13 protein-coding genes are annotated in these 20,340 nt (G+C 66.2%); 10 read left to right on the top strand and 3 right to left on the bottom strand.

Features of this window, described 5'->3' with window-relative positions; translation table 11 throughout:
• Nucleotides 1–158: 158 nt before the first annotated feature.
• The 10 genes from B3Z70_RS16505 (at nucleotide 159) to B3Z70_RS16460 (ending at nucleotide 14,339) form a co-directional block, all read left to right on the top strand.
• Nucleotides 159–2,828, top strand: a complete 2,670-nt coding sequence (locus tag B3Z70_RS16505; protein ID WP_292023999.1) for a LuxR C-terminal-related transcriptional regulator — start codon at nucleotides 159–161, stop codon at nucleotides 2,826–2,828.
• A gap of 137 nt (nucleotides 2,829–2,965) precedes the next feature.
• Entirely contained in the window at nucleotides 2,966–4,138 is a 1,173-nt protein-coding gene (locus B3Z70_RS16500) for an acetyl-CoA C-acetyltransferase (protein ID WP_292023997.1), read from the top strand.
• Between the two features lie 166 nt (nucleotides 4,139–4,304).
• Entirely contained in the window at nucleotides 4,305–5,867 is a 1,563-nt protein-coding gene (locus tag B3Z70_RS16495) for a class I adenylate-forming enzyme family protein (protein ID WP_292023995.1), read from the top strand.
• A 95-nt stretch (nucleotides 5,868–5,962) separates the two neighbouring features.
• Nucleotides 5,963–6,724 (top strand): SDR family NAD(P)-dependent oxidoreductase, encoded by a 762-nt coding sequence (locus B3Z70_RS16490; RefSeq protein WP_292023993.1) that lies wholly within the window; start codon nucleotides 5,963–5,965, stop codon nucleotides 6,722–6,724.
• Nucleotides 6,725–6,768: 44 nt separating this feature from the next.
• Entirely contained in the window at nucleotides 6,769–7,200 is a 432-nt protein-coding gene (locus B3Z70_RS16485) for a nuclear transport factor 2 family protein (protein WP_292023991.1), read from the top strand.
• Nucleotides 7,197–7,976, top strand: a complete 780-nt coding sequence (locus tag B3Z70_RS16480) for an SDR family oxidoreductase (RefSeq protein WP_292023989.1) — start codon at nucleotides 7,197–7,199, stop codon at nucleotides 7,974–7,976. The genes B3Z70_RS16485 and B3Z70_RS16480 overlap by 4 nt, the downstream gene beginning before the upstream one ends.
• 92 nt (nucleotides 7,977–8,068) lie before the next feature.
• Nucleotides 8,069–9,028, top strand: a complete 960-nt coding sequence (locus B3Z70_RS16475; RefSeq protein WP_292023987.1) for an NAD(P)H-dependent flavin oxidoreductase — start codon at nucleotides 8,069–8,071, stop codon at nucleotides 9,026–9,028.
• Nucleotides 9,029–9,280: 252 nt separating this feature from the next.
• Complete coding sequence (locus tag B3Z70_RS16470; RefSeq protein WP_292023985.1) at nucleotides 9,281–9,871, top strand: RNA polymerase sigma factor; 591 nt, start codon at nucleotides 9,281–9,283, stop codon at nucleotides 9,869–9,871.
• Nucleotides 9,868–10,872: a FecR family protein gene (locus tag B3Z70_RS16465; RefSeq protein WP_292023983.1), complete on the top strand. Its 1,005-nt coding sequence runs from the start codon at nucleotides 9,868–9,870 to the stop codon at nucleotides 10,870–10,872. Before B3Z70_RS16470 ends, B3Z70_RS16465 begins: the two co-directional genes overlap by 4 nt.
• A gap of 131 nt (nucleotides 10,873–11,003) precedes the next feature.
• On the top strand, nucleotides 11,004–14,339 hold the full coding sequence (locus B3Z70_RS16460) for a TonB-dependent receptor domain-containing protein (RefSeq protein ID WP_292023981.1): 3,336 nt from the start codon (nucleotides 11,004–11,006) through the stop codon (nucleotides 14,337–14,339).
• A gap of 531 nt (nucleotides 14,340–14,870) precedes the next feature.
• Here the strand turns inward: B3Z70_RS16460 and B3Z70_RS16455 are convergent.
• Genes B3Z70_RS16455 through B3Z70_RS16445 form a run of 3 tightly spaced genes read right to left on the bottom strand, consistent with a single transcriptional unit; the run spans nucleotide 14,871 to nucleotide 20,300 of the window.
• Nucleotides 14,871–18,236 (bottom strand): error-prone DNA polymerase, encoded by a 3,366-nt coding sequence (locus B3Z70_RS16455; RefSeq protein ID WP_292023979.1) that lies wholly within the window; start codon nucleotides 18,234–18,236, stop codon nucleotides 14,871–14,873.
• The gene (locus B3Z70_RS16450) at nucleotides 18,233–19,801 is read right to left on the bottom strand and encodes a Y-family DNA polymerase (RefSeq protein WP_292045923.1); all 1,569 of its coding nucleotides are present in this window, start codon (nucleotides 19,799–19,801) and stop codon (nucleotides 18,233–18,235) included. The genes B3Z70_RS16455 and B3Z70_RS16450 overlap by 4 nt, the downstream gene beginning before the upstream one ends.
• A complete protein-coding gene (locus B3Z70_RS16445; protein WP_292045921.1) occupies nucleotides 19,692–20,300 on the bottom strand; it encodes an ImuA family protein in 609 nt (202 codons plus the stop codon). The genes B3Z70_RS16450 and B3Z70_RS16445 overlap by 110 nt, the downstream gene beginning before the upstream one ends.
• Nucleotides 20,301–20,340 lie beyond the last annotated feature (40 nt).

Below are 20,340 nucleotides of genomic sequence, written 5' to 3'. Positions count from 1 at the left end.
TCCCTCAAGCGGCCCCGAAGGCGCCCGCGTTTCTTGACCTCCTGCGTCTCTTGACCTGACGAGAGTCGGATGCTGGCATGACGCGCAATGGCGATCCCGGAAAACGGGGTCGAACGCCCGCACCAAACGCGGACGAATATTCGGCGGGGGAGCGCTGCATGACGGACGAGTTGAACGGGCGTCAGCATGCGCTTGATGTACGCGCCGCCTTGCCCGCCCATGTCCGTCCGCCTCGCGCCCATCCCAATCAGATCGCCCGCCCGGCTTTGACCGAGCGGGTGCGGACGGCGGCCCTGACCAAGCGCCTGACCCTGATCTGCGCCCCATCGGGTTATGGCAAGACGACGCTGATGAGCGAGGCGTTCCGCGCGTTGGGCGACGCGGGCGCGGCCTGCCTATGGCTGAGCGTGACCGAGGCCGATCGCGACGCGGCCTGGCTGTCGCGGATGCTGACCGCCCAGTTGGCCCGCCTGTTCTCGCTCGAGGCCCTGCCGGGTGAGGACTTCGCCTCCCTGGCCTATCGCGCCACCGTCGGCATGGGGCCGCAGGCCGGACCCGCCGCCGCGCCGGTCGTGGTCCTGATCGACAACTGGAACTTCATCGAGGCGCCCTCGACCAACCGTTTCTTCGACCAGTTGCTGATCGAGACGGATGACCTGGTCAATTTCGTCGTCTCGTCGCGCGGCGTGCCGGAGTTCATGTTCGAGACCTGGCGCATGGCGGGCGCCTTCACCGGACTGGGGGCGCGCGACCTGGCCTTCACCAATGACGAGGCGGCCCAGATTCTGGCGCCGGATGGGGGGCGCGATCTGTCCCTGTCCCTGTTCGGCCTGGTGGAGATGACCGAGGGCTGGCCGGCGGCGGTCCAGCTTCTGCGCCTGGCTCTGGATCAGACGGATGGCGCCGCCGCGCGGGGCATGGACCTGTCGGGGCCGAAATCCGACGTGGCCCGTTATCTCAGCAAGGCTTTCTTCAATCATCTGCCGGCGCCGCGTCAGGCGTTTCTTCGCGACATCGCCCTGCTGGAGGAGATGACGGCGGAGATGATCGACGACGTATTCGGGCGCCAGGAGACGCAGCAGCGGTTTCAGGATCTGCCCAAGAACGACTATTTCATCACCGAGACGGTCGAAGGTTCGGGCCGCTACCGTTTTCACTCGCTGTTCCGCGACTTCCTGTTGTCGCAGCGACAGGCCGGCGCCGACGATGCGGCCCGCGACGTCTATGCGCGGGCCAGCGCCTGGCATCTGAAACGCGGCGAGCACGAACAGGCCATCGGCTACGCATTGAAGGCAGGGGGCGACGATGTCCTGGCCATGATCGAGGATTACGGCGACCGCCGTCTGGCGCTGGACGGCAAGGTGTTTCTGTTCACCCAGTGGATCGACACCCTGGTCGAGCGGGGAACCGACCTCAGCGACGGGGTCAAGCATTGGTGGCTGTGGAGCCTGGTGTTCAGCGGGCGCTGGCGCGACGCCCTGGCGGTGCAGAACCGATTGGACGACGCGGCCCATCCGGTGATCTCCGCCACCCTGTCGGCCTTCAGCGACGATCAGCCGACCCTGCGGCGGACGGTGGACCGCTGGCTGGCCGATGGCGCGGCCGGTTCGGCCTTCAACCAATGCGTCATGTACTGCGCCGTCGCCGTCGCCGAACTGGCCCAGGGGTCGTTCGACAGCGCGCAGCAGTCGATGCACCGCGCCCGCTTCGCCATCGACAAGACCGACTTCTCCTATGGCCGGGTCTGGGTCCTGGCCCTGACGGCCTTCACCAGTCTGCTGAAGGGCAAGGTCAACGAGGGCGGGCTGAAGGCCAGGGAGGCGATCCGAACCGTCGAGGCCCTGATGGGGCCGCACGCCCCCATCGCCCGCGTCGCCCGCCTGGTGGCGGCCTCGGTCGAATGGTACGCCTGCGACGACGAGGGCGCGATTTCGGACCTTGAGAAGGCGGAACAGTCCGACGACGAGCACGGCCTGCCGCTGATCGTCGTCTGCGCGGCGTCCGTGGCGCGCGCCCTGGGCCTGAACTGGAAAGAGCGTCGGCTGGAGAACCATCTGCGGTCGCCGGCGATCAATCTGATCCGCGAGGCCTACAGGCTGGAGGCGGTGACCCAGAAGGACGTGGACCTGGCGGTCCTGGAGGACGCGGTGGCGGTGTTCGATGCGCGCATGGACGCGGCCAAGAGCGCGGACCCGCACTTCCTGGCGCATGGCTGGCAACTGCGCGATCTGAACATCGGCATCCAGGCCCGCCTTCAGATCCGCCGCGGCAATCTGGAGCAGGCGCTGAACCTGCTGGTGCCGGGGATCACCGACGCCCAGCGCAAGGGCAGGGGGTTGGCGGACATGCAACTGACCCTGCTGCGCGCATCGGCCCTGTACCGGATGGGCAAACAGGCCACCGCGCTCAGGCTGGTGATCCAGTGCGCCGAGACGGCGGTGCGCGACGGGCTGTACCGGCCGTTCCTGCGCGAACGCCGCTTCATCGAGCCGATGTTCAAACAACTGGCCGAGGCCGGAGAGCGCACGCCTCTGGGCAATGATCCCCGCGCGTGGCGGCGGTTCTGCGACCTGCTGGGGCTGGAGGTCCGGGCCGAGGCCCGCCTGGTCCAGACGGCCGAGGCGCACGACGCCGGGTTCCAGATCACCGAGCGCGAGCGCGAAATGCTGGAGTTCCTGGACGGCGGCCTGAGTAATCAGGAGATCGGCGTGCGTCTGGGCATCGCGGTGCCGACCGTCAAATGGCATCTGCATAACCTGTTCTCCAAGATCGAGGTCCGCAATCGGGCCAGCGCGGTGCGGCTGGCGCGCGACCTGCACCTGATCTGACCCCGCCCGATCCCCACCCGATCTCCTGGTCGGCGCCCGCCATACTTTCGTCGGGGGCGCGGTGCGTCGGGCGGTCCTAGGCCTCTGGTTCGGAGAGGCGTCCGGGCTGACCCTCGCAACACCGGAAGGATCGGATCATGGCTGAGGCCTATATTGTTGAGGCGGTTCGCACCGCAGGCGGCAAGCGCGCGGGACGGCTGGCGGGCTGGCATCCCGTCGATCTGGGCGCGGAGGTTCTGAACGCGGTCGTCGAGCGCAGCGGGCTGGACCCGGCAGGGGTCGACGACGTCATCATGGGCTGTGTGATGCAGGCCGGCGAACAGGCCTTCGCCTTCGGCCGCAACGCCGTCCTGTCCTCGCGTCTGGCCAATTCGACGCCGGCCGTGACCATCGACCGTCAGTGCGGTTCGTCGCAGCAGGCGGTGTCCTTCGCGGCCCAGGCGGTGATGTCGGGCGTCCAGGACGTGGTCATCGCCGCCGGCTCCGAAAGCATGACGCGCGTGCCGATGTTCTCCAACTTCACCCTGCACGAAAAGGCCGGGATCGGCGAAGGGCCTTTGAGCGCCAAGCTGAAGGCCGAATGGGGCGTTCAGAACTTCAGCCAGTTCCTGGGCGCGGAAATGCTGGCCAAGAAGCACGGACTCGACCGCGACACCCTGGATCGCTTCGCCCTGGAAAGCCACCGCCGCGCCATCGAGGCCACCGAGGCGGGCGCCTTCGACAAGGAGATCGTCGAACTGACGGTGGACACGCCCGAAGGGCCGCAGGTCCACCGCCGGGACGAAGGCATCCGCTATGACGCCACCCTGGAGTCGATCGGATCGGTCAAGCTGCTGCACGACGGCGGCGTGATCTCGGCCGCCAACGCCAGCCAGATCTGCGACGGCGCCGCCGCCGTCCTGGTGGTCAGCGAACGCGCGCTCAAGACCCACGGCCTGACGCCGATCGCGCGCATCCACAACATGACGGTCACGGCGGGCGATCCGCTGATCATGCTGGAAGAGCCGATCTTCGCCACGCGCCGGGCGCTGGAGCGCACCGGACTGTCGCTGGACGACATCGACCTTTACGAGGTGAACGAAGCCTTCGCCAGCGTGCCGGTGGCCTGGGCGAACACCCTGGGCGCGGACCCGGAGCGGATGAACGTCAACGGCGGCGCCATCGCCCTGGGCCACCCGCTGGGCGCCTCGGGCGCCAAGCTGACCGCAACCCTGGTCCATGCCCTCAGGGCGCGGGGCAAGCGCTATGGCCTGCTGACCATGTGCGAGGCGGGCGGCGTCTCCAACGCGAACATCATCGAGGCGCTCTAGCCGTCACAAAGGCGCGCGGCGGGCGATCTGACGCAGGCGGCCCGCCGCGCGACCCCGACCTTGGTATGGGGTGCGGCCCCATCCGATCGGCAAAGGTTCGGGTTCAACGATAGGCAGCGGCGGGCCGATCTCCGGTCCGAACGCCGCCGATGTGGAGGACAAGTGAATGGCGCTCTCACCCTTCGAACAATTCGACACGATCGACGCGGCCTTCGCCGCCCAGGTCCAGGCCAATCCCCAAAGCCCTGCGGTCCTGTTCGAGGACGAGGTCCATAGTTTCTCGGATATGGCCCAGCAGCGGGATCGGCTGGCGGCCTTCCTGCTGAGCCAGGACGTCAAGCCGGGCGACCGCATCGTCTGGTGGGGCAAGAACCACGTCGACTATGTGGCGCTGGTGCTGGCCGCCGCGCGCATCGGAGCGGTCCTGGTCGTGGTGAATTGGCGACTGGCCATTCGCGAGGTCGAGGCCATTCTTGACGACAGCGAGCCGCGTCTGGTCATCGTGTCGGAGGAGTTCGCCGGTCTGCTGGCCGAAGGCGGCCGCAAGGGTTGGGTCGCGGGTGCGGGCGCCGATGGCGTGCTGCCTTCCCTGCGCTCGGCCGCTCAAGAGGCCGCCGACATCGCCCCGGTCGGCGACGCCGCCGCGCCCTTCCTGCAACTCTACACCAGCGGCACGACCGGGGTGCCCAAGGGCGTGCCCCAGACGCACCTGAACCATATGGCGGCCTATCGCGCCTGGGCCGACAGCGGCATCGGCCAGTGGGCGCCGGGCGACGTCTGCCTGATCGCTCTTCCGGTCTTCCACGCCATCGGCGCGAACTTCACCCTGTTCACCCTGCTGCAGGGTGGGGCCGTCTATCTGCTGCGCGAGTTCTCGCCGGACAGCGCGCTCAAGGCGCTGGACCAGGGCGGGGTGACGCGCATGCCGCTGGTGCCGACCCTGATCGACATGCTGAGCCGCGACGAGCGGGTGCAGGCGCTGGATCACGCGCGCCTGCAGTCGATCATCTATGGCGGATCGGGCGTCTCCCTGCCCACGCTTCAACGCGGCATGAAGGTGTTCGGCTGCCAGTTCACCCAGGTCTATGCGGCGACCGAAACCACGGCGGCGGCCGTCAGCCTGGCGCCGGACGACCATCTGGGCGAGAACCCGCCCCTGCGGGCCGCCGGGCGCGTGCAGAAGGGCCTGGAGCTGAAGGTCTTCAACGAACGTGGCGAGGAAGCCGCCACGGGCGAGGTCGGCGAAATCGCCTTGCGGGGCGCCTCCATCATGGGCGGCTATTGGCGTCGCCCCGCCGAGACGGCCAAGGTGCTCCGCGACGGCTGGTACATGACCGGCGACGCCGGCTTCGTGGACGAGACGGGCCTGGTCACCGTGGTCGATCGCACCCGCGACATGATGATCAGCGGCGGCGAGAACGTCTATCCGTCAGAGGTCGAGGCGGCGCTTCTGGAGCACCCGGACATTCAGGAGACGGCGGTGTTCGGCGTGCCCGACGCCCGTTGGGGCAGCCGGATCGCGGCGGCGGCCGTTCTGCGTCCTGGGGTGAACCCCGCGACCGTGGACCTAGCGACCGTCCGCACCTTCCTTGAAAGCCGGATCGCCCGATACAAGCATCCCCGACAGCTGATGATCCTGGACCAGCTGCCGCGCACCCCGACCGGCAAGGTCGTGCGCGGCGTCCTGATCGAGGCCGCCGAGCGCGAGGCGGCGCCCGCCACGGTCTAGTCGCGCCGAACAAGGCGGCCGCGCCGCGTCTCAACATTTCCCTTCGACGCCCGCCCTCGGGCGTCGTCCCCGTTCGCATTCCAGTGGAGAACACCATGATCACCGAAGCCATCCCGGCCATCGTCACCGGCGGCGCATCCGGCCTGGGCGCCGCGACGGCGCGAACCCTCGCCAAGGGCGGGGCCAAGGTGACGATCTTCGATCTGAACGCCGAAGCCGGCCGGGCCTTGGCCGAGAGCATCAGCGGCGCCTTTCTTCAGGTGAACGTCACCGACGCCGAGGCGGTCGCCGGCGCCCTGGAAGAGGCCGAGGGCCTGCATGGCAAGGCCCGCATCCTGGTCAACTGCGCCGGCATCGGCCCGCCCAACAAGGTGATCGGCAAGGACGGCCAGCCCCTGGCCCTGGAGCTGTTCCAGAAGATCATCGCCATCAATCTGATCGGCACTTTCAATGTGATGTCCAAGTTCGCCGCCCGTCTGCACGACGCCGATCCGGTGGGCGAGGAGCGCGGCGTGGTCGTCAACACCGCCAGCGTCGCCGCCTTCGACGGTCAGATCGGCCAGGCGGCCTATGCGGCGTCAAAGGCGGGCATCGTCGGCATGGCCCTGCCGGTCGCGCGCGAGTTCGCCCGCTACGGCATTCGCGTGATGACCATCGCCCCCGGCATCTTCTGGACGCCCCTGCTGGAAAGCCTGCCGAAGGAGGCGCAGGATTCGCTGGGCAAGCAGGTCCCTTTCCCAAGCCGTCTGGGACAGCCGGAAGAGTTCGCCCATCTGGTTTCGTCGATCGTGGCCAACCCCATGCTGAACGGCGAAGTGATCCGCCTGGACGGCGCCATCCGCATGGGCGCGAAATAGGCGTCCGCCCCGTCCACGGGGCGCGAAGCACGAGGCCGGAAACCATGCCGACAGACCCGATCAGCGCCCGCATTATCGCGACATTCCAGGACAAGGCTCCGGGCGCGCTGGACAATCTGTTGGCCGAGGATGTGGAGTTGCGTCCCCCGACCTATGGTAAATCCTGGAGGGGCAGGGGGCTTGTGGCCCCGCTTCTCGGGTTCGCGGCCGCGTCGTTCGATCGCCTGAGCTACACCGACGTCGTGGCGGACGGCCACATCCTGATCCTGCGCTTCGAAGCAGAGGTTGAGGGGCAGACCCTGTCGGGCGTCGACTGGGTGCGGCTGAACGATCAGGGCCTGATCTCGGTCTTCGAAATCTTCTCTCGGCCGCCCAAGGTCGCCCTGCTGTTCCTCGAAAGAATGACCGCCAGGATCAAGGAGCATCCAGACATCGCCGCCATGATGCGCGGCCCAGCGCCAGGAGACGCGACATGAACCCGTCGTTCGAGAACAAGGTCGCCTTCATCGCCGGCGCCTCGGGAGGCATCAACCTGGCCATCGCCGAGGCCTATGGCCGGGCCGGGGCGCGGGTGGTCATCCTCAGCCGCAATCCCGAACGGATCGAGGCGGCGGCCGAAGGTCTGCGCGCGCTTGGCCTCGATGCGACGGCCTATGCCGGGGATGTCCGCGACCATGACCGGCTGGAGGCGATCTTCGCCGAGGTCGCCGAAACCCATGGCCCCATCGACGTCCTGGTGTCCGGCGCCGCCGGGAACTTCCTGGCGCCGGCGGCCAAGCTGTCGGCCAATGGGTTCAAGACGGTGGTCGACATCGACCTTCTTGGCACCTTCAATGTCTTCCACGCGGCCTTCGCCCATCTGCGAAAGCCCGGCGCAGCCCTGATCGCCATCACGGCGGGTCAGGCCGTCAATCCCATGCCCTTCCAGGTGCACGCCTGCGCCGCCAAGGCCGGCGTCAACATGGTGGTCAAATGCCTGGCGCTGGAATGGGGACCGGCCGGCATCCGTATGAACGGCATATCGCCGGGACCGATCAAGGAAACGGAGGGCATGTCTCGTCTGACAGCCGATCCCGCGTCGGAAGCCGCCCTTAAGGGCAGGCTGGCGCTGCGCGACTATGGAACGCGACAGGATATTGCTCAGGCGGCGCTTTATCTCGCGAGCGAAGCGGCGGGTTACGTCACCGGGACCATTCTGAATGTCGATGGAGGCAACGATCTGGGCGACTCCAGCGCCGACTGCTTGTCATGAAGCGTGGCTGACGACCCCTCCGACATTCCTGTCGCCCTTAATCCCACCTTGCCGCCCTTCGCTCCTAAAGGCCGGCCGCTGGAGACCTGGACATGATCACGAGCAACCCCCTTACAGCCCCACTCCGCCTGCCGATCATCGCCTCGCCCCTGTTCATCATATCCTGCCCCGAACTGGTGATCGCCCAATGCACCGCTGGCGTCGTGGGCTCCTTTCCCGCGCTGAACGCCAGACCCTCGAGCCAGTTGGACGAGTGGCTGGCCCAGATCACCGAAACGCTCGCGGCGTGGGATCGCGACCATCCCGACCAGCCCGCCGCGCCCTTCGCCGTCAACCAGATCGTTCACCGGTCGAATGATCGGCTCGATGAGGATCTGGCGCTGTGCGAAAAGTACAGGGTTCCGATCATCATCACCTCCCTGGGCGCTCGCGAAGACCTCAATCGGGCCGTGAAAGACTGGGGCGGGGTCACGCTGCACGATGTCATCGACGATCAGTTTGCGCGTAAGGCGGTTGAAAAGGGCGCGACAGGACTTATCGCGGTCGCCGCCGGTGCAGGCGGACATGCCGGTCGGCTTTCGCCCTTCGCCCTGATGCAGGAAATCCGATCTTGGTTCGATGGACCCGTGGCCTTGTCAGGATCGATCGCCTCTGGCCGTTCCATCCTGGCCGCACAGGCCATGGGCGCCGATTTCGCCTACATCGGCTCCCCGTTCATCGCCACCGAAGAAGCGCGGGCGTCGCAAGCCTATAAGGACTGCATCGTCGCTTCAGCCGCCTCGGACATTGTCTATTCGAGCCATTTCACCGGGGTTCATGGAAACTATCTGCGGCCGTCGATCATCGCTGCGGGAATGGATCCGGATGACCTGCCCGAAGGCGATCCCGGCGCCATGGATTTCGGCTCCGGTGCGACCAAGGCCTGGCGAGACATCTGGGGCTGCGGCCAAGGCATCGGCGTCATCGACCGCATTCACCCTGCGAGGAATTTCATTCTGAGGCTGGAACAGGAGTACCAAGCTGTCAGAAGTCAGATATGTGTGGGGCAGTAAATCTGCCTGTGTTTCGCCCAGACAGGAAGGCTTCAGATCATAGCGTGGCGCAGGAACACGTGGAAAAGAAGAACTGTGTCTGCAAACTCTGCACACGCCTCCAGATAACATTACGGTCGTGTGAATTTTTTGTATTCAGGCTCGCCGCCATCGGCCGTGAAGGCAAGGGACAGGCGCGCGCGATTGCTTCATGCCCAAGGTTGGGGCAGACGCTGGGCGATCGGGATGTGAAAAACGGCCTTGGGGGCGGAGATGAATGGCGGCGAATGCCCGACGATCATCGGCCCCATGCCCTTTCCAGGCCCGGCGCATCGCGAGGTGGTGGCCCGGATCGCAGCGGACCATGCCGTGGATCTTCGTCGGTTTCTTGCAACGCGCCTCGCAGACCTGTCCGAACGCGAAGAGGTGCTGCAAGAGACCTTTCTGCGTCTCGCCGGCTACGATGCCGTGGCGGACCTCGACAACCCTCGCGCTTTCCTGTTTCGCGTCGCCGAAAACCTGGTGCGCGACCGATCGCGCCGCGCACGCACGCGACGGCGAGATCTGCATGAGCCTCTCGATGGCCATCATCTGACCGATCCTGCTCCGGAGCCGGACATTGTCGTGGAGCACCGCGATGCGCTGACGCGGACGCGCGCCGCCATCCTGGCCCTGGACGAGCCAGCAAGAACCGCCTTCGTCATGAGCCGCTACCGCGAGATGAGCTACGGCGAGATCGCGGCGACCATGGGGGTTTCCGTAAAGACCGTCGAGAAGTATGTCTCGGCCGCGCTCGCACAATTGCGGTTGGCCGTAGGGTCTGATCGTCCGGATGCGTCTTTACGCAGAGAGGACCGATCATGACGGACCATCGCTTCGAGCGCCGTACGACACCCGACGTCATTCGCGACGCCGCCGGATGGTTCATCCGCCTGCGTGGACCGGACGGCCGTCGGGCTCGGGCGGATTACGCACGCTGGCTTCTGGCGGCCCCGGAGCGCAGCCAGGCCTGCGAAGAAATCGAGGATGTCTGGGGCCTTGCCGGAGAGCTGGCGAACGATCCGGAAATTCGCGACCTGATCGCGCGCACGCCATCTGACGTCGGTCCAACCGCCTCAGAGCGAGGCGGATGGAACAGGCGAGCCCTGGCCGCGGCCCTCGTCGGCGCCATCGGTCTCGCCGGGATCGGAACTGTCTTGAAGTTGCACGCCGTCCCGGGAGCGGTCGAGGAGGTCTATGCGACCGACCTCGGCGAACAGCGCAACGTCATCCTGAGCGACGGATCGGTCATTCATCTGGACACCGCGAGCGAGGTGGCGGTGAAGATGACCTCCGGCCAGCGAAATGTGCGCCTGCGAGATGGTCGCGCACGTTTCAATGTCGCGCATGATTCTGACCGTCCCTTCATCGTTCAGGCAGGCCAGGCTCGTGTCCAAGCGCTCGGCACCGTCTTCGATGTAAGCCGGGCGGCGAACGGCGTGGGCGTCGACCTGTTTCGGGGGGGCGTCGAGGTCCGCCGTGAGGGCCAGTCGTCTGTTCAGCCCGTCCGGCTTTCCCCCGGAGATCACGTTCAGGTCTCTGCTTCTGCCGCGCCGCTTCGGGTCGTGCGTTTCGATCCTGCCTCGCGGTGGAGCTGGACGTCCGGACGACTGCTGTTCAACGGCGTTCCGCTCACGCAGGTGGCGGCTGAGGTCAATCGGTATGAAACCAGAAAACTCATCATCAGCGACACCAGCGCTCAAAAATTTCGCGGCGAGTTGAAGGCCGGCGACCTCGAAGGCTCGGCGGCGATCCTGGCGGCGCTTTACGGCTTGTCTCTCAGCCGCACGCCGAACGGAGATCTGTTGCTCGGCCCGCCCAGATGATCCTTGTCCGGAATGGACGCAAAAACTTCACGCGATAATCCGTAGGGGGCGCTCTCCAGATCGCGTCCTTCAAGTGGGGCCATTGTGGTTCGACTGGGGGATTGTGATCGATGTTGGTTAGTAAAAGCCGGATGCGTGCGTTGCTGGAAGCGACGGCCATTTCCATGAGTTCCGCCGGGGTGCTGGCGATAGCGTGCGCGCCCGCTGCGGCTGAAGCCCGCCAAGTCCGCAGTTTCGATATTCCTGCCCAACCCCTGACGACGGCGCTGCAGACGTTCGGTCGCCAGTCAGGACTGCGCGTGGCCGCTGACGACACTCAGATAGCCGGTTTGAGAGCGAGCCCTGTAAGGGGCTCCATGACGTCCGAAGCCGCGTTGCGGCGGATGCTGAATGGGCTGAACGTCCAGCACGAGTTCGTCGGTGAAGGCGCCGTGGTCATACGCCGCGCAGCCGGACCCACGCCGGCCCGGCCGGGACAGCGCGCCGATTCGACTCCGCCTCCCGCAACGATCCAAACGCTTGCCGGCGATCCTGGAGCCGCAAACCTCGAAGAGGTGATCGTGACCGCGCGCCGCATTCAGGAACGGATCGTCGATGTTCCGATCTCGGTCTCGGCCTTCTCTGCCCAACAGTTGGACGACCGTAAAATCGAGGGCGGGTCCGAGCTGCTGCGCGCCATTCCCAACGTATCCTTCTCGAAGGACAATTTCACAGGTTACAACTTTTCGATCCGCGGCGTCGGCACCAAGGCCATGTCTGTCACGGCGGATCCGGCTGTGGCGATCAGCTTCAACAACACCGCCCTGTTGAGAAACCGGCTCTTTGAGCAGGAGTATTTCGACGTCCAGCGGCTTGAGGTGCTGCGCGGTCCTCAAGGCACCCTGTACGGAAGAAACGCCACTGCAGGCGTGGTCAACATGCTGCCGAACCTGCCTGAACGAGGTGAATTCTCTGGAGAGCTGCAGGGTGAACTCGGCAATTACGATACCCGTCGGGTCAAGGGCTTCGTCAACATTCCGTTCGGAGAGACATTCGCCCTTCGCTTTGCCGGCGCCATGACGCAACGCGATGGTTTCGACGTCAACACCGTGACGGATCAGAACGTCAACGGACGGGACCTGTGGTCGACCCGAATGGGCGCTCTGTGGGCGCCGAACGACCGCCTGAGCATCAATCTTCTTTGGGAACATTTTGGAGAGGACGATGACCGCTCCAGGACCGGGAAGCAACTGTGCACGCGTGGCGCGCCGCCATCGAGCGTCGCATGGACCGACCCATCCGGCGCCGCCCGCACCTCGCCGGTCTTTACGCGATGGACGATGGACAGTCTGACGCCCGGTTGCCGGAATGCCTCTCTCTACACGGACGAAGCCTATGGTACGCCCAACGGCCGCGGCATGCCGCTGGTCACCGGTTTGATCACGGTTCTACCTTTCCTCACGCGCGGCGGGCCAGACAACGACACTTATCTGTTTCGGACCGGAATTGATCCCTTCGGATCGGCCACCGGACGGCAGTCGACCGATCTGCGCGAAATCGCCACCTTCTACGATCCCAAGTTCAAAGCCGACAACGACGTCGTTCAGCTGAACATCGAGGCTCAGCTTACACCGCATCTGACGCTCTTCTCCCAGACGCTCTACATGGAGGACAGCTACTATGGATCTCAGGACTTCTTCCGCTACGATCCGGCCCCTGGTCTGATCGCCAGTCGCGCCGGCCGTTCCGTCAAGCCGGACTGGAGCCCCTGGCTGGGTGAGCCCGTCAATGGGCTGGGCACCTTCGCGGATCCCCAACTCGGGGCCCTAGACAGGCTCGCCGCAGTAGACATCTCGCAGTCGAACAGCACCCAGTTCTCTCAGGAAATCCGTCTACAGTCGGACTTCGATGGGGCGTTCAACTTCAATATCGGCGCCAACTATCTAAAGTTCGAGACTCAGGAAGATTATTACATATTCAGCAACGCTTTCACCATGATCGCGGTGCAACAGAATCTCAGCGCCAACTATAATCCCGACTGTACGCCCAAGAGCGCCAGCGCCAAGCCCAACGCCTGCGTCTATATCGATCCCAATCCCATCGACCAGATCGATGGCGAAGGTCATAACTACTACCGCAGCCTGGACATCGCTCGCACGGAATCCTGGGCTGTCTTCGGCGAGGGCTATTACAAGATCAACGACGGTCTCCGCCTTACGGCCGGCCTGCGCTACACCGATGACACAAAGACCACTACGCCTGTCCCGACACAGTTGCTCGCGGCCGACAGCTTCTGGGGCGGGGGCACGGTCGGCAAGGGTTATCCGCGCGGACCGAATCAGGAGCAGAACTGGGGCGCGGTCACCGGCCGCATCGCATTGGACTGGAAACCGGAACTCTCGTTTACCGACGACACCCTGATCTTCGGGTCCTTTTCGCGGGGCTACAAGGCGGGCGGCGGCAATCCGCCCGGACCCGACTGGAACGACGCCAACTCCAACTATCCGGTTCTGCCGCGCACCTTCTCGCCCGAGTATGTCAACGCCTTCGAGATCGGGACCAAGAATAGCCTTCAGGGCGGCAAGCTCATGCTGAGCGGCTCGGCGTTTTACTACGACTACAAGGACTACCAGGTTTCCCAATTCATCGACCGGGCGATGCACACGGAGACCTTTGACGCCAAGACCTGGGGCGTCGAGTTCGAGGCCGCCTGGGCGCCCAGCCGCAACTTCCGGCTCGACGCGACACTTGGGTGGCTTAATACCCGGATCGCTGACGGGGCGACCTCGGTGGACGTGATGGATCGGCTGCAAGGCCGTACAGACTACACCGTCATGCGTCCCTGGCCGACCAGTCCCATGACCTGCATCGTGCCCAATGAAGTCCTGGGCCGTTACATTCAGAACCTCGACGTGAAAAACGCGGCCATCTCGTCGACCGGAAACATCTTCATCAAGATGCTCTGCCCCGGACCGACCGTGTTCCAGAACGGTTTCCTGCCCGGCAGCATCTGGAGCACGGCCTACAAGGACCAGTGGGGGCCGCTGGTCTATGACCCATTGACCTATATCGACCCCGTGACGGGCGTCCACGCCACCAACCAGGGACGCGGTTTCTCGGCGGATCTGAGCGGCAACAGCCTGCCCAATGCGCCGGAACTCACCTTCAATATCGGGGCGCAGTACCGCATTGTCCTGCCGTCAAGCTGGGATCTGATGATCCGAGGCGACTACTATCGCCAGTCGGATAGCTACGCCCGCGTCTACAACAGCGAGTACGACCGACTGAAAGCCTGGGGCAACCTGAACCTGTCGGCGACCCTGATCAATCCGGACAAGAATATCGCTGTTCAAGTCTATGTGAAAAACGTCCTCGACGACACGCCTATCACCGACGCCTATACTGGGCCGGACGAGCTTGGCAACTTCACCAATGTATTCACGCTGGATCCGCGCATAATAGGCGTTTCAGTTCGAAAAACATTCTAGCAGAGATTTCTTTGATCGGCAGGCTGCTCATTGAGCGGCCTGCTTTTCATCCTTATCTGACTATACTGGAGCTCATAATTTATAAATGAAAATCGATGTTGTCGTAAACGAGGTATAAAAACTCATTTGAGCAGTAATGGTGTGATAATTGCTCAATTTCTGCTTCACATCGAAAAGGACTGAGACCATGAAGAATCTTTCCAAGACTGTGATCAGCGTTCTCGCCGCGCTGGGGGACGACGACCCTGACTGTCGGCGGTTCGCTGCGCCAGGCGGAAGACTCTGGAGGCGGGCGAGGCGCCGACCTCGTCATTGCCTGGTCGCCTGACCCGAAGCTGCGCGTCAGCGGATCCTGGGCCTCGACGTCCGACAATCCCTTGTCCCAACAAAGGTTCGACGTGTCCATTTCGGCCCGCCACGCCTCGTCTTCGACTTTTCCAAGGAACAAGCGGTCGAGATCAGACCTCTTCTCGGTGGGAATCCGGACCTGAGGCCCCAGACGCCGGCCTCTCTCAGATCCCAAGGCGTCACTCAGTGGAAATCCCGCGATCCCGGCAGAATCCGCACATCTCGCGGATGGCGGTGCGGCGCATGGCGAGGCGGCTGGGGATTGGCGACGACGTCGGCGCGGGCGAGTTGGACGGCGGTATCGTGATCCTCGGACAGGCGCGCCAGCTCCGATGATCGGTCGATGACCTTGCGCGCGACCAGGTGGACGACGTCTTCGGGGCTTTTCTCGATCACGCCCTCGACCTCCATCAGCCGGGCGGCCATGACCTCGCGGCGGAACTGTTCGAACATCCGCGCCCACAGGACGACGTTGATGATGCCCGTCTCGTCTTCCAGGGTGACGAAGATGGCGTTGCCCTTGCCGGGACGTTGACGCACCAGAACCACGCCGGCGACCCGCACCAGGGCGCCCCCGCGGTTCGCCTCGGTCCGGGCGCAGGTCATGAGACCTTCGGCGTCGAAGAGGGGGCGCAGGATGGCCATGGGATGCGCCTTCAGCGACAGGCGCAGGGTCTGGTAGTCGGCGGCGACGTGCTCGCCCAGAGGCATGGCCGGCAGACGCGCGTCGGGTTCGACGCCCAGTTCGCGCGCATCGGCGGCGGCGAACAGGGGAAGCGGCGCGTCGTCCGGCAGGCGGCGCACCGCCCACAGGGCTTGACGCCGATCCAGACCCATCGAGCGGAAGGCGTCGGCGTCGGCCAGTTTGCGCATGGCGGCGGACGGCAGGGCGGCGCGGCGGGCCAGGGTCTCGATATCAGGGGGGCGGAAGGCGCGGGCGGCGACCAGGGCCTCGGCCCAGTCTTCGCGGAAGCCGTCGATCTGGCGCATGCCGAGCCGCAGCGCGGGCTGTATGCTCGGGCCTTCCAGACTGTTGTCCCAATGGCTGTACGAGACATCGACCGGACGCACCTCGACGTCGTGGTCGCGAGCGTCCCGCACGATCTGGGCCGGGGCGTAAAAGCCCATCGGCTGGCTGTTCAGCAGGGCGCAGGCGAAGGCCGCCGGATAGTGGTGTTTGATCCAGGACGAGACATAGACCAGCTGGGCGAAGGAGGCGGCGTGGCTCTCCGGGAAGCCATAGGAGCCGAACCCCTTGATCTGATCGAAGCAGCGCTGGGCGAAGGTCGGGTCGTAGCCCCGTTCGATCATCTTGCCGACCATCCGGTCCTCGTAGGTGTGCAGGGTGCCGTCGCCCCGGAAGGTGCCCATGGCCTTGCGCAGGCCGTTGGCCTCCTTCTCGTTGAACTCGGCGGCGACCATGGCGACCTTCATCGCCTGTTCCTGGAACAGAGGCACGCCCAAGGTCTTCTCCAACACCTTCTCCAGCTCGTCCTGGGGGTATTGTGGCCCCGGCTTGGAGTAGTCCGGCAGCTCCAGCCCGTTGCGGCGACGCAGATAGGGATGGACCATGTCGCCCTGGATCGGGCCGGGACGGACGATGGCGACCTGGATCACCAGATCATAGAGGCGGCGCGGCTTCAGCCGGGGCAGCATGTTGATCTGGGCGCGGCTTTCGACCTGGAAGACGCCGATGGAGTCGCCCCTGCACAGCATGTCGTAGACGCCGGGATCGTCGGCGGGGATCGTATGCAGCGCCCAGTCCCGGCCCTGATGGGTGCGGATCAGGTCGAAGGCCTTGCGGATACAGGTCAGCATGCCCAGCGCCAGCACATCGACCTTCATGAGGCGCAGTTCGTCGATGTCGTCCTTGTCCCACTCGATGAAGGTGCGGTCGGCCATGGCGGCGTTGCCGACGGGGACCAGTTCGTCCAGCCGGTCCTGGGTCAGGACGAAGCCGCCGACGTGCTGGGACAGATGCCGGGGAAAGCCCAGCAGTCGCATGGCCATCGTCACCGCACGCCGGATCATGGGGTTGGCGGGGTCCAGCCCTGCCTGTTCGATATGACGCTCGCCGATCTCTGAGCCCCAGCTGCCCCATTGGCTGGAGGCCAGACGGGCGGTGACATCCTCGGTCAGGCCAAGCGCCTTGCCGACGTCGCGAATGGCGCTCTTGGGGCGGTAGCGGATGACGGTGGCGGCGATGCCCGCGCGCTCGCGGCCATAACGGGTGTAGATGTGCTGGATGACCTCCTCGCGCCGCTCATGCTCGAAATCGACGTCGATGTCGGGCGGCTCGCCCCGGTCCGACGACAGGAAGCGCTCGAACAGCAGGTCGGATTCCGCCGGGTCCACCGCCGTGATGCCCAGCACGTAGCAGACGGCGGAGTTGGCCGCCGAACCCCGCCCTTGGCACAGGATGCGTTTGTCGCGCGCCACACGCACGATGTCGTAGATTGTCAGGAAGTAAGGCGCGTATTCGGCTTCCCCGATGAAGGCCAACTCCTTGGCCAACAGCGCCCGCACCTTGTCTGGTACGCCATTGGCGTAGCGGACCTCGGCGTGCCGCCAGGTCAGATGCTCCAGCCAGGCCTGTGGCGTCTGGCCTGGCGGGGTCGTCTCCTCGGGGTATTGATAGCGGATGTCGCCCAGGTCGAAACCGACGCGGGCCAGCAGGTTCGCGGTCTCGGCGACGGCCTCGGGCGCATTGCGGAACAGGCGCAGCATCTCGGCGGGCGGCTTCAGCCAGCGTTCGCCGTTGGCGTTCAGGCGCCGGCCAACCGCCTCGACCGTGACGCCTTCGCGGATGCAGGTCAGCACGTCCTGCAGGTCACGCTGGATCGGGTCGTGATAGAGGACGTCGTTGACCGCCAGCAGCGGGGCGCCGCTCTGTCCCGCCAGCGCCTTCAGCCGCGCCAGCCGCCGCCGGTCATCGCCGCTCCGGCCCATGGCGGCGCCCAACCAGACCGCACCGGGCGCGGCCCCGGTCAGACGAGCCAGCATACGGTCAAGTCCGTCCAGCCGGGCGTGCGGCATGACGATCAACAGCAGATCCTCGGGCGCGGCGATCAGGTCACGCAGCCCGATCTCGCACTGTCCTTTCACGGCCCGCCGGTTGCCCAAGGTCAAAAGCCGCGTCAGCCGCCCCCAACCCGCCCGCGTCTCGGGATAGGCTATGATGTCGGGCGTTCCGTCGTTGAAGGCCAGGCGCGCCCCGGTCGCCAGTTTGAAGTCTGCCGCCCGTCGCCGGACCTCCTCCGACAGGGCGGGATCGTTCAGCGGATCCTCGACATAGGTCACCTCGCCGGGCCCCGCGCCGTCGCGCACCACATCGGGCGGCGACAGGCCGTCCTCGCGTAGGCTGCGCAGGGCGCTCCAGGCTCGCACAACGCCGGAAACGGTGTTGCGGTCGGCCAGGCCCAGGCCCGTGTGCCCGCGCAGGATCGCGGTCAGCACCAGATCCTTCGGGTGGGACGCCCCGCGCAGGAAGGAAAAGTTGCTGGCGCTGGCCAGCTCGGCATAGGCAGGCGTGGGGGCGGGCGCGCTCATGCGAACAGGCCATGCACGAACCAGCGCGGCTCGTCGGTCTCGCCGTACAGGCCCTGACGAAACAGCCAGAAGCGCCGGCCTTCGCGGTCCTCGACGCGGTAATAGTCGCGCGTCTGCTGATCCGGCGCCCGCCACCATTCGCCGCCGATCCGCTCCGGCCCTTCGGCAAGGGCCACTTCATGCAGCACTCGCCGCCAGCGGAACCGCAAGGGCGAGCCGTCGGGCACCTCGGCCAGGGTCTCGACGGGCTGGGGCGGGTCGAACATCTGCAGCGGCCGCAACGGCGGACCGCCGGGAATCCGCTCTGGCCAGGCCTGATCGGATCGCGTCGCCGCCGCCGGGGCCATCCGCGACGCCCGTTCGGGGATGTGAGAGCCCAAAGGCTCGAACCACAGCACGGCCTCCGGCCCCAACCGGGCGGTCAGCCGGTCGATCAGCCGGCTCAGATCCTCGCCACCGGGCCGGTCGCCGTCCAGACCGCGCTGGGCGGGGGCCAGCCTCTGGGCCTCCAGCACCGACAGCCGCATCTGGTCGAAGCCGAACCCGGGATCCAGCGGATTGGACAGGGCGGCCAGCCGTTCGCGGAACAGGCGCAGCACCCCGTCGGTGTCGCGTGTCGCCCGGCCCGTCCGCACGACGATGCGACGCACCTGACCGTCGATCCGGTAGAAGCCGGCCTCGAAGGCGCGCCCGCCCTGTCCGGTCTGTTCGAGCCGGTCGGCGGTATCGACCAGCAGATCGGACAGAACCCGCTCCACGTCGGCATCGGTCAGGATGGGCTCGAAGAAGACCCGGTCGACCGCGATGGGCGGCGCGGGCCGATGCGGCGTGATCCGCACATCCTCATCGCCCAGCACACGGGCCAGACGTGCGGGGAAGTCCGTCCCAAACCGGGCCGCCAGCGGCGCGCGCGGCCGGTCGTCCAGATCGCCTATCCGCTTCAGCCCGGCCCGATGCAGGGCCTGGGCGTCGCGCTCCGGCAATTCCAGCGCCGCGACCGGCAGGTGGCGCACCGCCCGCCGATCCTGCCCGGCCTGGAACAGACCGCCCGGCCCGAACCGGGCCAGGGCGCGCGCCGCCTGGGGGGTCGAGGCCAGGGCGCTCTTCACCGTCAGACCGATCCGCTCCGCCCGTTGGTGGGCCGCGCCGACCAGGCCGGCTTCGCCGCCGAACAGATGGGCGCAGCCGGTGACGTCCAGCATCAGGCCATGCGGCCCATCCTCGGCGATCATGGGGGTGAAGCGGCCGAAATCCTCCATCACCTGCAGCAGCAGGGCCGCGTCCGCTTCGGGCCTGTGAACGATGGTGCGCAGGAACGGGTTTCGCGCCCGCGCATCGGCCAGCGTCAGGCCGGGCGTCAGGCCCGCCCCCGCCGCCGCCGGATCGACGGCGGCCAGACGCAGGGCGCCGCCGATCTTCTCGACCAGGACCACAGGCGCCGCATCAGGCCCAGTCTCAGGCGACGCATCGTCCGTGCTTGTCCCACGCCTCAGCCGATCGCTGGGCAGCCATGGGAACCACAGCGCCAGATAGCGGCGTCGGTTCGCAAAACGATCGGTCGTCACGATCCCACTCCAGGGTCCAGGTTCTTTGTTCGCCCCCGCCGCGCCGCCGCAGCAGGGTGGCGGAAAAAGACGGCCGACCTGGCGCTCCCCCTTCCAGCGGCGCAGACGCCGCCGCCTGCACCGCCCATCGCGTCTCGGCCGCACTGGGCGCCGGCGCCGCCCCGGCCCGCGCCAGAAACAGCGTCCCGCCGCCCGTCTCCGCCGCCAAGGCCAGACGTCGGCTGGCTGTCAACGACAGAGCCTTGGCCTCGCCCCAGGCGCTGAGCAGCACCGCCCCCACAACCGGCGTCCGCAGCGCCTCCTCGCCTATGATCAGCAGGGTCTGGATGTCCGGCGCCCGCACCAGCAGCACGTCGGACGGCGCCAGCCCCATTTCGTGCAAGCCAGGGCCGTGCGGACGTCCAGCCTCCCATCCCATCATCTCGTGCAGCCCCCAGACGACGATCCCTCCATCCGCCGCCTGAAGTCCGGCCCCGAGCCCGAAGGCGTTGACCGCCACGGCGTCGGCGGGTGTCGCCGCATAGAGGTCGTGCAGGACG

This window comes from Brevundimonas sp. UBA6550 (genome assembly GCF_002434505.1).
In the GTDB taxonomy this organism is placed as follows: Bacteria; Pseudomonadota; Alphaproteobacteria; order Caulobacterales; family Caulobacteraceae; genus Brevundimonas.
This window is presented reverse-complemented; position numbering and strand designations above follow the sequence as displayed.

What these genes read in the sequence shown, in the direction of transcription:
- B3Z70_RS16505 (WP_292023999.1), top strand. Translation starts at nt 159, where the DNA reads ATGACGGACGAGTTGAACGGGCGTCAGCATGCGCTTGATGTACGCGCC.
- B3Z70_RS16500 (WP_292023997.1), top strand. Translation starts at nt 2,966, where the DNA reads ATGGCTGAGGCCTATATTGTTGAGGCGGTTCGCACCGCAGGCGGCAAG.
- B3Z70_RS16495 (WP_292023995.1), top strand. Translation starts at nt 4,305, where the DNA reads ATGGCGCTCTCACCCTTCGAACAATTCGACACGATCGACGCGGCCTTC.
- B3Z70_RS16490 (WP_292023993.1), top strand. Translation starts at nt 5,963, where the DNA reads ATGATCACCGAAGCCATCCCGGCCATCGTCACCGGCGGCGCATCCGGC.
- B3Z70_RS16485 (WP_292023991.1), top strand. Translation starts at nt 6,769, where the DNA reads ATGCCGACAGACCCGATCAGCGCCCGCATTATCGCGACATTCCAGGAC.
- B3Z70_RS16480 (WP_292023989.1), top strand. Translation starts at nt 7,197, where the DNA reads ATGAACCCGTCGTTCGAGAACAAGGTCGCCTTCATCGCCGGCGCCTCG.
- B3Z70_RS16475 (WP_292023987.1), top strand. Translation starts at nt 8,069, where the DNA reads ATGATCACGAGCAACCCCCTTACAGCCCCACTCCGCCTGCCGATCATC.
- B3Z70_RS16470 (WP_292023985.1), top strand. Translation starts at nt 9,281, where the DNA reads ATGAATGGCGGCGAATGCCCGACGATCATCGGCCCCATGCCCTTTCCA.
- B3Z70_RS16465 (WP_292023983.1), top strand. Translation starts at nt 9,868, where the DNA reads ATGACGGACCATCGCTTCGAGCGCCGTACGACACCCGACGTCATTCGC.
- B3Z70_RS16460 (WP_292023981.1), top strand. Translation starts at nt 11,004, where the DNA reads ATGCGTGCGTTGCTGGAAGCGACGGCCATTTCCATGAGTTCCGCCGGG.
- B3Z70_RS16455 (WP_292023979.1), bottom strand. Translation starts at nt 18,236, where the DNA reads ATGAGCGCGCCCGCCCCCACGCCTGCCTATGCCGAGCTGGCCAGCGCC.